The organism is Streptomyces sp. NPDC004126 (genome assembly GCF_050275515.1).
Taxonomy (GTDB): domain Bacteria; phylum Actinomycetota; class Actinomycetes; order Streptomycetales; family Streptomycetaceae; genus Streptomyces.
The window spans coordinates 275,396-289,219 of sequence record NZ_JBNNPF010000002.1; the positions used below are offsets into that span (position 1 = coordinate 275,396).

Below are 13,824 nucleotides of genomic sequence, written 5' to 3' on the forward strand. Positions count from 1 at the left end.
GAGCGCTGGCAACGGGCCCGGCGGGGTGGCGGGTTCAGCCGCCGACCCGGGCGACCATCAGGGCGATGTCGTCGTCGGCCGCCGCCGGGACGAGGTGGGTGATCAGCGAGTCGCAGAGGTGGTCCAGCTGGCGCTGGGGGTCGGCGAGCAGCTGGGTCAGTTCGCCGAGCCGTTCGTCGAGGTCGCTGCCGCGCGCTTCGATGAGGCCGTCGGTGTAGAGGACGAGGAGGCTGCCCGGCGGCACCTCGACCTCGGTGGGTGTGAACGCGATGCCCCCGACGCCGAGCGGGACCCCGGGCGGGGTGTCGAGGAGGCGGACGGTTCCGTCCGGGAGGGCGAGGGCCGGCGGCGGGTGTCCGGCGCGGGTGACGGTGCAGCGTCCGGTGGCCGGGTCGCAGACGACGTAGAGGAAGGTGGCCAGCATCGGTTCGGCGAGGTCCGCGAGGGCGGCTTCGAGCTGGTGCAGCAGCCGTACGGGCGAGAGGTCCAGGCGCGAGAGGGACCGGACGGAGGCGGAGAGGCGGCCCATGACGGCGGCGGCGGCGATGCCGTGGCCCATCACGTCGCCGATGAGGAGGGCGGCCTTGCCTCCGGAGAGGGCGAGGACGTCGTACCAGTCGCCGCCGACTTCGTTGACGTCGCTCGCGGGCAGGTAGCGGTGGCTGACCTCGATGCCGGGCGGCGGGGTGATGTGCTGCGGGAGCATGCTGCGCTGGAGGATGACGGCGGTCTCGTGCTCGCGGTGGTAGAGCCGGGCGTTGTCGATGCTGAGGGCGGCGCGGGCGGCGAGTTCCCCGGCGAGGGTGACGTCCTCGGCGGTGAACGGCCCGACCGGGCGGGTGCGGTAGAAGGTGGCGACGCCGAGGACCGATTCCCGGGCGACGAGGGGGGCCATGACGAAGGAGTGCACCCCCGCGGTGAGCAGTTGGGCGGGTTTCGCCGTGTGGCGTGCGGCGGGGGCGATGGCCTGGTCGTCGAGGCGGGCGATGAGGAAGGGCTGCCGGGCGGCGAGGGCCTGGGTGTAGGGGGCGGTCGCGGGGAAGGTGAGGGTCCGGCCGAGGGGGGCGAGGATGTCGGTGACCCGGGACCCGGACAGGGGGGCCCGGCCGAGCCTGCGCAGGGCCGCGCCGCCGGTCAGCCCCATGCCGGGCTCGTCCCCGCGGGCGAGGGCGTCGAGGACGTCGACGGTGACGGCGTCGGCGAGGCGCGGTACGGCGAGGTCGGCGAGTTCCTGTGCGGTGCGTTCCAGGTCGAGGCTGGAGCCGACGCGCATGCTGGCCTCGCTGAGCAGGGCGAGGCGGCGGCGGCCGGCTTCGGCTTCGACGTGGTCGCGCTGCTGCTCGGTGATGTCGACGAGGGAGGCGATCACGCCGATCGGCATGCGGGCGGGGTCCTCCACCCGGACGTAGGAGCAGGACCACACGCGGTCGTGTTCCGGTTCGGAGGGGGTCCGTCCGACGCGGCGGCGGTCCAGGACCGGTCTCCCGGTCTCCAGGACCTGCCGCATGGCCTCCTCCATCTCCAGGGCGTTGACCTCGGGGAGGATCTCGGCCAGGCGGCGTCCGACGTGCGCGGATTCGGGCAGGCCGTTCATGGCTTCGAGGGCGGCGTTGACCTGGAGGAAGCGCAGCTGGGTGTCGAGGATGGCGATGCCGACGGGCGAGCGGGCGAAGAGGCCGTCCCAGACCGCCGAGGACCCGCGGATGCGGCGGGCGGCGTGCGCGTCGGCGACGAAGACCAGCACCGACGAGCCGTGCTGGCGGTCGGAGACCGGGGAGGCCCAGATCTCGACTTCCAGGGGGTGCCCGTCGCGGTGCCAGGCGGTGACGGTGCCCATCACCCCGCGTCCGGAGGCGGCCGCCTCCCACAGGGAGCGGCCGAGGCTGCGGTCGGCCCCCGGGTGCAGCAGGTCGGCGATGTTGCGGCCGAGCATCTGGGGCGGGGTGTAGCCGAGCAGCTCCTGCGCGACCTGGTTCCAGCGGACGACGGTCCCGTCGGCGCCGGTGGCGACGAGCGCGACGGGCAGCGCGCCCAGCCAGCCTCCGGCGGCCTGCGCGGCGCTGCTGATCAGCTCGTCGACCGGGACCTGTTCGTTCACGGGGCCTCGCTCATCTGGGCCCGCCGGCGGCGGCCGGGTCGGGTGGCACCTGCACGCCTCCATCGTCTGCCGGTCCGGGTGCCGCCGCCTCCCGGGGCCCGCTACCCGCCGCCTGCGAGGTGCAGCCGCCCGGTGTCGAGGGTGAGCTCGACGCCGCGCTCGGTGACCCGTACGGCGGTGGGTTCCAGGGCCGGTCCGGGCGGTGCCGGGGGGCGGGCGGCGAGGCGGTCGCGGATGCCCTGGGTGAGGCGCTCGGGGGCCGGGGCGCCCATCAGGGCGGCGCCGTCGAGGGTGAAGCCGAGCCGTCCGTCGCGCAGTTCGGGGCGCAGGGTGACGGTGAGCGCGCCGCCGGGGCCCGCGCCGAGGCGCAGGGTGCCGGCGGCCGGGTCGGGGGTCACCTCGGTGACCGGCAGGCCGGACGCGCCGAGCCAGGCCCTGACGGCTCCGGCGGGTACGGTGATCCGCCCGTTGGCGGCGTCCGCGGTGCCCCGTCCGCCGCCGCGCAGGGTGAGCCCGTCGAGGCGCAGCCGTACGGAGGCTCCGGTGACGGGGCCGAGGGGGACCTCGTCCCCGGAGACGGTGATCCCGTCGGCCCGGCCCCGGGCGAGGGCCAGCAGGCCGGATCCGTGCAGGTCGGCGCGGGTGGGCCCGAGGCGGGGCCGCAGGGCGTCCTCGACGCGGCCTTCGACGGCGTCGGTGGCGGCGGCCTCGGCGGCGCCGGTCAGCAGGGCCGCGGCGAGGGCGCCGGCGAGGAGCAGCCGGGCGCGTCGGCGGCGGGGGGTGCCCGGGGCCGGGGCGGGCCGGGGCGGTGGTGCGGTGGTGGTGGGGTTCATGCCCGTGCCTCCGGTGCCTGGTGGCCGGGGCCGCCCTCGGGGTCCAGGCGGGGCAGGATCCGGTCCAGCCAGGCGGGGATCCACCAGTTGGCGCGGCCGAGGAGGTTCATGGTGGCCGGGACCAGGACCAGCCGGACGACGGTGGCGTCGAGGACGACGCTGACCCCGAGGCCGAGGGCGAGCATCTTGACGACCGGGTTCTCCGAGAGGAGGAAGGCGAGGAAGACGCTGGTCATGATGAGCGCGGCGCAGGTGATGACGCGGGCGGTGGAGGCGAGTCCGGCGGCGACGGCGGCCTCGTTGTCCCGGCCGGACAGCCAGTGTTCGCGGATCCGGGCCAGCAGGAAGACCTCGTAGTCCATGGAGAGGCCGAAGACGATCGCGAACATCATCATGGGCACGTACGACTCGACGGGGACGCTCTCGTCGACGCCGAGCAGGGCGGACCCCCAGCCCCACTGGAAGACGGCGACGACGACGCCGAAGGAGGCTCCGATCGACAGCAGGTTGAGCAGGGCCGCCTTGAGGGCGATCAGCGGGCTGCGGAAGACGGCGAGGAGCAGGACGAAGGCGGCCGCGACGACCAGGCCGACGACGAGGGGCAGCCGGTCGGCGAGCACGTCGCGGAAGGTCTGCTGGGCGGCGGTCTGGCCGGTGAGGTAGCCGGTGGCGTGGTGCGGGCCGAGGGTGTCGGGGAGGGTGTCGTCGGCGAGCCTGTGCAGCAGGGCGGCGGTGGCCGGGTCCTGCGGGGAGCTGTCGGGTACGACGGTGGAGACGAGCAGGGCGCCGTCGGCGGTGGGGGCGGGCGCGGTGGCGGAGGCCACTCCGGGGGTGCGGGCGAGGGCCTGCTGGAGGTCCCGGGCCAGGGCGGTGCGCTCTTCGGCGGAGGCTCCGTCCTTGTCGAGGGTGACGACGACGGTCAGGGGGCCGTTGGCACCCGGTCCGAAGCCGTCGGAGAGCAGGTCATAGGCACGGCGTTCGGTGGACCGGGCCGGGGAGGCGCCCGCGTCGACGTGTCCGAGCCGCATGGACGCGGCCGGTACGGCGAGCACCGCGAGCAGGGTGGCGCCCAGCAGCAGGAAGGTCCAGGGGCGGCGGCCGACGACGGCGGCCCAGCGCTGCCAGACGTCCCCGTCGCCGTCGGGTTCGTCGACGGGCGGCCGGACGCGGAACCGGTCGATGCGGTGGCCGGCCAGGCCCAGCAGGGCGGGGGTCAGGGTGAGTGCGGCGAGGGCGCCGGTCAGTACGGTGGCCCCGGCGGCGATGCCCAGCATGCCGATGAAGCCGACGCCGGAGGCGAACAGGCCGCCGAGGGCCGCCGTCACGGTGAGGGCGGCGACGAGGACGGCCCGGCCGCTGGTGGCGACGGTGCGTCCGGCGGCGTCGGCCGGGTCGGGGAGGGTGTGGAGCAGCTTGCGGTGGCGGGTGACGAGGAACAGCGAGTAGTCCAGGCCCACGCCGAGGCCCATCATCACGGCGAGGGTGGGCGATACGGCGGCGAAGCTGAGGCCGGCGGCGAGCAGGCCGAGTCCGGCGAGCCCGGCGAGCAGCCCGATGACGGCGCTGATCAGGGGGAACGCGGCGGCGGCCACGCTGCCGAAGCCGAGGAGCAGGACGATCACGGCGGTGGCGATGCCGATGGCCTCGGAGGCGCGGTCGGCGCCGGCGGGCGCGGCGAGCTTGCCGAGGGGGCCGCCGTACTCGACGGTGACGCCGTCGGCGCGCAGCGGGCCCGTGGCCGCGTCGACCCGGTCGGCGTAGGAGTGGTCGAAGCCTGCCGGGTTGGAGTCGAAGCGGACGGTGTAGTAGCCGGTGCGGCCGTCCGGGGTGGTGGCGCCGGGCGTGGCGAGCGGGTCGGCGACGGCGGTCACCCCGGGGAGGGCGGCCAGCCGCTTACCGGTGGCCTCGACGGCCTGGCGGTGTGCCGCCAGGTCCCCGTCCGGGACGGTGAGGACGATCTGTGCGGGGGTGCCCTGGGCGGTGGGGCCCGCGTGGGCGGCGAGGAGGTCGGCGCCGGTCTGGACGGAGGTGCCGGGGAGGGTGAAGTCGTCCTCGTAGCGGCCGCCCCAGGCCCGGTCGGCGCCGACGGCGGCCAGCAGGACGAGGAGCCAGCAGGCGATCACGAGCCAGGGCCGGCGGGCACAGCCGCGGCCGGTCCGGTGGAGCAGTCCGCGCGGGGTGGCGCCGGGCGGCGGCCCGGCCTGGTCGGTGGGATTCATGGGCCGATCCTGGCGGGTGATTGCTCGGGGGCCGTGAGCCGATTGTTAGGGCTGTGTGAGGCCGCTTCCCGTGGCGGGCGGGACCTCGTGGACGCACCTAGCATGAACGGCGAACCGTGCCCGTACCCCACCGGAGTCGTCATGCACCCCCGCAAGGGGCTCGTCCTGATCGTGGAGGACGACCCGAACATCGCCGCGTTGCAGCGGCTGTACCTGGAGCGGGACGGCTACCGGACGGAGACGGCCGTCGACGGCCCGGCGGGGTTCGAGGCGGTGGCCCGGTTGGCTCCGGCGGCGGTGGTGCTGGACGTGGGGCTGCCGGGGATGGACGGGGTGACGCTGTGCCGTCGGCTGCGGGAGCGGGGCGACTGGACGCCGGTGCTGCTGGTGACGGCGCGCGGAGACGAGGCGGACCGGATCCTCGGCCTGGAGCTGGGCGCCGACGACTACCTGACGAAGCCGTTCTCGCCGGGTGAGCTGGTGGCGCGGGTGAACGCGGTGCTCCGCCGCGGGGGCCGCCGGGCCGGGGCCGCGGCGGCCGTGCACGTGGCGGGAGGGCTGCGGGTCGACCCGGTCCGGCACACGGTGCACGTCGACGGGGTGCCGGTGGAGTTCACCGCGTTGGAACTGGGCCTGCTCGCCCACCTGCTGGAGCACCGGGGCCAGGTCTTCACGCGGGCGCAGCTGCTGGACCGGGTGTGGGGGGATTCGGCGCACCGCGACCAGCGGGTGGTGGACGTGTACGTGTCGCAGATCCGAGGCAAGCTCGGCGCCGCGAGCCCGATCCGCACGGTGCGGGGCGTCGGCTACGGCGCGGCCGCCGGGGAGCCCGGGTGAGTGCGGCCCGGGCGGGGCGCGGTTCGCTCGCCCGGGAGCTGGTGCTGTTCGCGGGGCTGGTCGCGCTGGTCGCCGTACTGCTGAGCGGGGCGACCGCCTGGTACACGGCGCGGGCCACCGCCGAGGCGCAGGAGCGCGACCGGCTGGGCCGGCAGGCGGCGGTGCTCAGCCGGGTGCCGCGGCTGTCGGCGCTGCTCCTGGACACGGAGCAGCTGATCGCGGGGTCGGACGGGGTCCGCCTGGCGGTGCTGGAGCCCTCGGGGGCGTTGCGCGGGCCGGCCGCGGGTGCGGTGTCGCACGCCGGGCGGGACCGGATGCTGACCCGGCGGCCGCTGTCGGCGACCGGGACGCTGGACGGGCGGCCGGTCCTGGTCGAGGGGCGGACGTTCGGGTCGGGCGGGGTGGTGCTGGCCAAGCCGATGGCGGAGGTGGACGCGGCCGCCGCCCGCATGCGCCGCAGCCTGGTCCTGCCCCTGTGCGCGGGACTGGCCGGGGCCGCTGTCGCCGGGCTGCTGCTGGCGCGGCGGATCTCCCGCCCGCTGACCCGGGCGGCGGCGGTGGCGGGCCGCCTGGCCGACGGCGAGCGCGGCTTCGCGGCGTCCGCCCCGGACGGCGGCCCCGACGGCGGCCACCCGGGGCGCGGCCCGCGGGAGGTGGCGGAGCTCAACCGTGCCATGGCCGTACTGGACGGCGCCCTGGAGCTCAGCGAGCACCGCCGGCGCGAGTTCCTGCTGTCCGTGTCGCACGAGATCCGCACCCCGCTGACCGCGGTGCGCGGCTACGCGGAGGCCCTGGCCGACGGGGTGATCCCGCCGGAGCGGGTGCCGGAGACGGGCCGGGTCCTGGTGGCCGAGTCGGACCGGCTGGACCGGTTCCTGTCGGACCTGCTCGACCTGGCCCGGCTGGAGGCGGACGAGTTCCCCGTCGAGCCGGCCGAGACGGACCTGGTGGCGCTGCTGGGCCGGGCCGCCGGGGTGTGGCGGGAGCGCTGTGCCCGGCACGGCGTCGTGTTCCGCTGGGAGCCCCCGGCGGACGGGGAGGCCCCGACCGTACGGACCGACGGCTTCCGGGTCCGGCAGCTGGCGGACTGCCTGCTGGCCAACGCCCTGCGGATCACCCCGTCGGGGCGGCCGGTGGTGCTGGCGCTCGCCGCGGCCGCGGGGGGCGGCGTACGGGTCGAGGTCCGGGACGGGGGTCCGGGGCTGACGGAGGACGACGTGACGGTGGCGTTCGAGCGGGGTGCGCTGTACGAGCGGTACCGGGGTGAGCGCCCCGTCGGCAGCGGGCTGGGGCTGGCCATCGCGCACCGTCTGGCGGCCCGGCTGGGCGGCAGCCTCAGCGCCGTGGGGCACGGTCCGGAGGGCGGCGCGGTCTTCACCCTGACCCTGCCGGGCGCGCCGGGGTAGTCGGCCGGCCCCCGCGCCGTGCCCGGCCGGCACGGCGCGGGGGCCGGTACGGGTCACGGCCGCAGGTCGGCTCCGGCCGTGGGGGTGTCGTCGAGGAAGCCTCCCGACTGGTGCTGCCACAGCTTCGCGTAGGCGCCCTCCGCGTCGAGCAGTTCCTGGTGGGTGCCCTGCTCCACGATCCGGCCGCGGTCGAGGACGACGAGCCGGTCCATGGTGGCGACGGTGCTCAGCCGGTGCGCGACGACGAGCGCCGTCCGCCCTTCCATGAGCTGCCAGAGGGCGTCCTGGACGAGGATCTCGCTCTCGGAGTCGAGGGCGCTGGTGGCCTCGTCGAGCAGCAGGATGGGGGCGTCCCGCAGGATCGCCCGGGCCAGGGCGACCCGCTGGCGCTGTCCGCCGGAGAGCTTCACCCCGCGCTCCCCCACCATGGTGTCGAAGCCGTCCGGCAGGGCGTCGGCGAACTCCGTCACGTGCGCGGCCTCGGCGGCCCGGCGGATCTCGGCGTCGGTGGCGTCCGGGCGGGCGAAGGCGATGTTCTCGCGCAGGGTGCGGTGGAACATGGCCGGCTCCTGCGGTACGTACGCCATCAGGCCGCGCAGGTCGGACTGGGCGAGCCGGCTGATGTCCTGCCCGCCGACCGTGATCCGCCCTCCGTCGATGTCGGTCATCCGCAGCAGCAGCCGGGTGAGGGTGGTCTTGCCGCCGCCGGACCGGCCGACGAGGCCGATCTTCGTCCCGCTGGGCACGTCCAGGTCGAGCCCGGTGAAGAGGGGTTCCCCGCCCGCGTGGGCGAAGTCCACCTTCTCGAAGCACACTTCCGCGCCCTGGGACAGCAGCGGCTCCGGGGACTTGGGGTCGAGGACGGTCGGCGGGGTCAGCAGCAGTGCGGTGAACTGCGCGGCCTCCGTCATCGAGCTTTCCAGGCGGCGGTAGATCTGGTTGAACTCGAACATGATCCGGGTCGCGTTGCCGTAGTAGGTGAAGGCGACGACGACCGTCTCCACGCCGTGCCCGCGTGCGGCGAGCCCGACGGCGACCAGCAGGCCGAGGGCGTTGGTCAGTACGGACATGGGCGCGACGATCGTGTCGATGCGCAGGTTGCCGTAGTCCCAGGACCGCAGCATGAGCCGCCGCGATTCGGCGACCCGCGAGCGGTGCTCGGCGGCCTCGCGTTCCTCGGCGGCGAAGGCGCGGACCGTGTCCATGTTCATCAGGCTGTCGGCGACGTGGCCCGAGACGCGGGCGATGGCCGCCTCGCGCTCGTCGACGAGCCGCTGCCGGCGGCGGATCAGCGGTGTCACGAGGAGCCCGGTGACCGCGATCATCGTCAAGAGGCCGACGACGAGGAGCGGTTCGTACTGCCACAGCACCACCGAGCCGAAGACGAGGGGCACGAACTTGCCGACGATCTGGAAGGTCAGCGTGTCGACGAACTCCTCGAAACGGGAGGCGAAGCTCAGGACCCGCTTGGTGAGCGAGCCGGCGAAGTTGTCGTGGAAGAACGCGGCGTCCTGGGCGAACAGCTCGTCCATCCCGACGACGTAGAGCCGCTCGACGCCGAGGGCGTCGAGCCGGTTGAGGCAGTGCAGCCCGAGGCGCCACAGCGCCTCGGACAGCAGCAGGGCGCCGGCGAACCCGAGGACGTAGGGCAGGACCGGGCCGATGCCGGAGGCGACGGCGCCGCGGTCGTCCGCGATCCGGCCGACGAGTTTGGCGACGACGAGCGGCGCGACGTAGTTGATGCCGATGTTGCCCAGCGCCGGGAACAGCATGGCGGGTGCGGCCAGGCGGCGGAGCCGGAACAGCTCCCGTCCGTAGTGGCGCAGTGCGAGGAGGACCGGGCCCCTGCCCGGCGGACTTTGGCGTGATTCGGGAGATCCCATACCAACCCTGTGCGTGCGGTGTGAGCGGTGGGAGGACAGGAGTCGCAGTGTTCCGCAGGGCCGCTTGCCCCGTCCAAGCGTTTTCTCCGTCTTTCCGCCGATCGGATGGTGTCTGCACCGTCGTCGCCCGGGACCGCCCGCGGCGGCCCCGGGCGACGGCACGCACACACCCGCCCACACGCAGAAGCACAGCCGAGCCTGCATCCTGCCTGGCAGATGCTGGCCATGGTGGCGCATTTTCCTCTTGAATGAGAGACTGTGGCTCGCGCGGGCCCCAGCGGCCCGTGCCGCCGGTTCCGTGCGGACGAGCGGCTCTCGCCGCCACGGGACGAACGGCAGGAGGCCCCCGCGTACCGATCGCGGTGTTCGGTGCGCGGGGGCCCTGCGCCGTACCGGCCGTACCGGCCCGCGCCTACCGGCCGTACCGCTCAGAAGCACTGCTTGTAGTAGGCCTTGATGTTGGGGAGCGACTCCAGGTCCGCCCGGCGCTGCGGGTGGTTGGCGAGCAGGTAGGTGATGCGGGCCACCAGGTCCGTGCCTCCCGCGGTGAAGCCCGCCTTCTTCAGGATGTCGCAGAACTCCGTGATGTGGCGGAGCTGGACGTGGTTCGCCGCGAGCGGGCACAGCGTGGCCGCCACGTCGGTGTGCCACTGCCCGGGCATCTCGCCCGGCTTGCAGTCCTGGTTGTCGACGCCCGGCATCCACGCGCTGCCGACAATCTGCGTGGAGTGGACGTTCTGCCCGATCGTCTTCGGCCCGCCGGGGGCCGGAATGGTGCCCTGGGTGATGAGGGTCGGCAGCAGCGAGTCGACCCAGCCGGCCGTGCAGTACGGGGTGTTCCAGCTGATCGAGTGGAACGCACCGCTCTTCGTGATCACCTGGACCAGCCCCTTGGGGGTGGTCAGCGGGCCGCCGGCCGAGCTCTCCCAGTCGACGGCGTTCTGCGCCACGAGGGCGTCGTACCCGCCCGCACCGGCCACGACGGAGAAGATCTCCTGGATGGTGGCGTCCTGGTTGTTCTTGCGGAGCCACAGCTTGAGCGGGTGGTTCGCCGAAGCGACGTACAGCCGCCGGCCGTTGTCGGCGGAGAGCCGCATCCGCGTGTTCGACGTCCTGCCGTACACCGTGCCGCCCTTGTAGCGGAGCACCCCGTCGGGGGCGGTCCACAGGTACGCGCGGTCGAAGGCGTCGCGCGGCCCGGCGAGGGAGGTCAGGCAGACGGGTCCGGCCGTCTTCAGCGTCGGGGAGGCCACGGCGGCCAGGCTGCCCGCCGCCTTCGTGAACTCACGCTTGTCCAGGGCGGTTTGCGGGAAGGCCGCGAGCAGCGCGGCCTTGAAGGCGGCCTGCTCGTCCTCCAGGTCCAGCAGGAACCGCTCGTAGTGCTGGTTGTCGGCCATGGCCTTGAGGTCGGCGGCGATCTTCGTGGTGTCGGGCGCTCCACCGGCCAGCCAGCTCAGCAGGCTCGGGTACGGGACGGGCTGGGTCTGGGTGCTCATGGTCTTCCCTTCGGTCGGACACGGAACGCTGGACCGGGTGGGGGGAGGATCGGGGCACGGCAAGGCACACGGATCCCGGGAGGGGTCCGTCGTGGGGTGCGACTTCACGCTACAGCGCGCCTTCCCGCCACGCGGCCGAAACGGTCGAACCGGCCGAACCGGGACCGGCGGAGGAAATTTCGGCCGGGGGCGAATCCTCTGGGCGCCTCCCCGCCTCTTATCCGCGTACGAGCCCACCGGACACACCGCACCCCACGGAGGAACCCCATGCTGATCACCGCCCTCGCAGTCGTCGCAGCCCTGCTCGTCGGCGCCTGCTCCTGGCACCTGCTGCGGCGCTTCAAGAGCCGCGGCTGAGCACCGAACGCACCCCGAGGCACCCCGAGGCACCCGTCGGAGACGAGCAGCACATGAAACAACGCTTCACCTGGCCGGACGACCGGCTGATCAAGGCCGCCCAGGACGGCGACGTCACGTCCCTCACGACCGTCGTCATGGAATCGCAGCCCCACGTACGCAAGTTCGCCCTCTCGCTGTGCTCCTCGCCGCAGGACGCGGAGGACGCCGCGCAGGAGGCGCTGATCATCCTCTACCGGAAGATCGGCACCCTGCGGGCGACGGGCGCGCTCGCCTCGTGGATGTTCCGCATCGTGCGCAACGAGTGCCTGCGCCAGGTACGGCTGCTCGTCTCGCGGAACGACGACGCCCCGGGCACCCCGGACGCCCCGGCGGAACCGTCCGCCGAAGAGGCGGTGCTGCGCGGGCTGGAGGCGGAGCGGATCGCGGCGGCGGTGAGCGCCCTCCCCCGGGAGCAGCGGCAGGTCCTGATCATGCGGGACGTACAGGGCCTGCCCGGCAGGGCCGTGGCGGACGCGCTCGGCCTGAGCACTCCCGCGATGAAGTCCCGGCTGCACAGGGCCCGCGCGACGCTGCGGCTCTCACTCGCACAGGCCACCATCTCGGCGACAGGAGACCCCCGACCATGACGACCACGAAGACCACGAAGACCGCACGCCCGGCGAACGCACGCCCGGCGAACGCACGGCCGGACTTCGCCAGCAGCTCCGTCCCGCGCCACCTGGCCCGGGGCGCCCTCGGCTTCGGCCTGATCATCGGCTCGATCGCCCTGGTCCCCACGGCCGGCCCGGCCGCCCTGCTGGCGGCCCCGCTGTCCCTGATCGCCTTCCGCGGCTGCCCGACGTGCTGGATGGTCGGCCTGGCCCAGACGGTCTCCCGCGGCCGCCTGGAACGCCGGTGCACGGACGGCGTCTGCACCCTCACCAGGGCGGACCCGGCGGACACCGCCCGGAAGTGACCGAGGCGAGCGCCGCGACCCCGATGACGAAGGCCTTGCGGCGTCAGCCGTGCGTGGTGTCGTGCCCCGTCGGAAGGGTGCGGGGGACCTGGTCCTCCGTGCCCGGCTCGACGATCACGAACTGGCCCATCATGCCGCGGTCCTCGTGGCGCAGGATGTGGCAGTGGAACATGTAGGGCGTCTTCGGATCGGCGAAACGCCCGAACTCCACGGCGAGCCTCGCTTTCGACTTCGCGGGCAGGAAGACGGTGTCCTTCTGCGACTGGTACCACTGCGGAGGCGGCCTGCCGTCGATGTCGAGGACCCGGAGGGCGACTTCGTGGATGTGGAAGTTGTGCGCGTGGTCCCGGGCTTCGACCTCCCAGATCTCCCTGGCCCCGGCCGGTACGACCTCGTCGATGCGGTCCGCGTCGTAGTCGCGGCCGTTGATCTCGTCGTCCCCGTCGAGGCGGAAGGCGCGGACCCGGGACCCGGCGGGCACCTCGATCGGCGGCGTCGTCGCCAGGCGGCCCGGCACCTCGGGTGACGGGCGCAGCCGCTCGGCGGCGGTGATCCTCAGCAGGTCGAAGTCCCCCTTGTCGATGGGGTCCCGGCCACCGGAGCTGCGCAGGACGACGCTCTCGCCCGGGGAGAAGGCGACGACGATCTCGGCACGTTCCGCCGGGCTCAGCGAGATCCGGTCCACCCGGGCCGGCGCCGGGAGCAGGCCGGCGTCGGCCCCGACGACCTCGAACCCGCGGCCGTCGGCGAAACCGATGTGGAAGAGCCGGGAGTTGGAGGCGTTGAGGATCCTCAGGCGCACCCGCTGGGAGCCGACCTCCAGGTGGGGGTCGAGGGTGCCGTTGACGAGGATCCGGTCGCCGAGGAAGAACACCGAGTCGTCGAGCCTCTTCTCCGACAGGGTGCCGTCGTCGTTGATCACCTTGTCCTGGACGATCAGGGGGAAGTCGTCGACGCCGTAGGTCCTGGGCAGGTCCAGGGCCTGGGCCTGGGGGTCGTCGAGCAGGAACAGCCCGGCCAGGCCCCGGTACACGTGCTGGACGGTGTAGCCGTGCGGGTGGGGGTGGTACCAGGTGGTGGCCGCGGGCTGGTCGACGGTCCAGTGCGGGGTCCAGGTGGCGTCCGGTTCGATGATCCGCTGGGGTCCGCCGTCCATCAGGGCCGGCAAGCGCATGCCGTGCCAGTGGACGGTGGTGGCCTCACCGATGCGGTTGACGACGTTGACCCGGATCCGGTCCCCGCGCGAGGCCCGCAGCGTCGGCCCCAGGTAGGAACCGTTGAACCCCCAGGTGGGGGCCGGTTTGCCGGGCAGGAACTCGGTCTCCCCGCGCTGTGCCGTCAGGGTGAAGGTCTTCACCCCGGCCCCGTCGACGACGGGCTCCAGCAGGGGCGGGATCCGCAGCGGGCCGGCGGAGGTGCCGCCTTCTGTCGGCCGGCCGGTCGCCGGCCCGTCGGGGCGGCCCGACGTGGATCCGCACCCCGGGATACCGGTTGCCGCTGCGAGCAGGAGGAAAGCGCGACGTCTCACCCGAGCACCATAGGGTGCGCATCACCACATTCCACACATGCCGCACATGCCACACAGCCACTCGGCCCCGGACACACGAAAGGCCGCCCTCTCATGGATGAGAGAACGGCCTCCGACCAGCGTTTCCGCATGGTCGGGACGACAGGATTTGAACCTGCGACCCCTTGACCCCCAGTCAAGTGCGCTACCAAGCTGCGCCACGTCCCGAT

At 74.0% G+C, this 13,824-nt stretch carries 10 protein-coding genes and 1 tRNA gene; 4 read left to right on the top strand and 7 right to left on the bottom strand.

Annotation, left to right across the window (positions count from 1 at the left end):
• Nucleotides 1-34: 34 nt before the first annotated feature.
• The 3 genes from ACQKM2_RS03795 to ACQKM2_RS03805 all read right to left on the bottom strand — a co-directional run bounded on the left by ACQKM2_RS03795 (nucleotide 35) and on the right by ACQKM2_RS03805 (nucleotide 5,150).
• Entirely contained in the window at nucleotides 35-2,098 is a 2,064-nt protein-coding gene (locus ACQKM2_RS03795; protein ID WP_427706197.1) for a SpoIIE family protein phosphatase, read from the bottom strand.
• A 101-nt stretch (nucleotides 2,099-2,199) separates the two neighbouring features.
• Entirely contained in the window at nucleotides 2,200-2,931 is a 732-nt protein-coding gene (locus ACQKM2_RS03800; protein WP_427706199.1) for a hypothetical protein, read from the bottom strand.
• Nucleotides 2,928-5,150, bottom strand: coding sequence for an MMPL family transporter (locus tag ACQKM2_RS03805; RefSeq protein ID WP_427706201.1), 2,223 nt, complete (start codon nucleotides 5,148-5,150; stop codon nucleotides 2,928-2,930). Before ACQKM2_RS03805 ends, ACQKM2_RS03800 begins: the two co-directional genes overlap by 4 nt.
• A gap of 102 nt (nucleotides 5,151-5,252) precedes the next feature.
• On the opposite strand from ACQKM2_RS03805, the gene ACQKM2_RS03810 reads away from it, so the two are divergent.
• Together ACQKM2_RS03810 and ACQKM2_RS03815 are read left to right on the top strand one after the other, a co-directional pair.
• Nucleotides 5,253-5,987: a response regulator transcription factor gene (locus ACQKM2_RS03810; protein ID WP_427706203.1), complete on the top strand. Its 735-nt coding sequence runs from the start codon at nucleotides 5,253-5,255 to the stop codon at nucleotides 5,985-5,987.
• A complete protein-coding gene (locus tag ACQKM2_RS03815; protein ID WP_427706205.1) occupies nucleotides 5,984-7,393 on the top strand; it encodes a sensor histidine kinase in 1,410 nt (469 codons plus the stop codon). The genes ACQKM2_RS03810 and ACQKM2_RS03815 overlap by 4 nt, the downstream gene beginning before the upstream one ends.
• A 53-nt stretch (nucleotides 7,394-7,446) precedes the next feature.
• On the opposite strand, the gene ACQKM2_RS03820 is transcribed toward ACQKM2_RS03815, so the two are convergent.
• Complete coding sequence (locus ACQKM2_RS03820; protein ID WP_427706207.1) at nucleotides 7,447-9,276, bottom strand: ABC transporter ATP-binding protein; 1,830 nt, start codon at nucleotides 9,274-9,276, stop codon at nucleotides 7,447-7,449.
• 428 nt (nucleotides 9,277-9,704) lie between these two features.
• Nucleotides 9,705-10,772, bottom strand: coding sequence for a hypothetical protein (locus ACQKM2_RS03825; protein WP_427706209.1), 1,068 nt, complete (start codon nucleotides 10,770-10,772; stop codon nucleotides 9,705-9,707).
• Between the two features lie 410 nt (nucleotides 10,773-11,182).
• Here ACQKM2_RS03825 and ACQKM2_RS03830 point away from each other — a divergent pair, with 410 nt between their 5' ends.
• Together ACQKM2_RS03830 and ACQKM2_RS03835 are read left to right on the top strand one after the other, a co-directional pair.
• Nucleotides 11,183-11,758 (top strand): RNA polymerase sigma factor, encoded by a 576-nt coding sequence (locus ACQKM2_RS03830; protein WP_427706211.1) that lies wholly within the window; start codon nucleotides 11,183-11,185, stop codon nucleotides 11,756-11,758.
• The gene (locus ACQKM2_RS03835) at nucleotides 11,755-12,087 is read left to right on the top strand and encodes a hypothetical protein (RefSeq protein WP_427706213.1); all 333 of its coding nucleotides are present in this window, start codon (nucleotides 11,755-11,757) and stop codon (nucleotides 12,085-12,087) included. The genes ACQKM2_RS03830 and ACQKM2_RS03835 overlap by 4 nt, the downstream gene beginning before the upstream one ends.
• Before the next feature lie 43 nt (nucleotides 12,088-12,130).
• Here ACQKM2_RS03835 and ACQKM2_RS03840 read toward each other — a convergent pair whose 3' ends face one another.
• Nucleotides 12,131-13,615, bottom strand: coding sequence for a multicopper oxidase family protein (locus ACQKM2_RS03840; RefSeq protein ID WP_427706215.1), 1,485 nt, complete (start codon nucleotides 13,613-13,615; stop codon nucleotides 12,131-12,133).
• A 130-nt stretch (nucleotides 13,616-13,745) separates the two neighbouring features.
• Nucleotides 13,746-13,822: transfer RNA gene (locus ACQKM2_RS03845), tRNA-Pro, on the bottom strand.
• Between the last annotated feature and the right edge of the window lie 2 nt (nucleotides 13,823-13,824).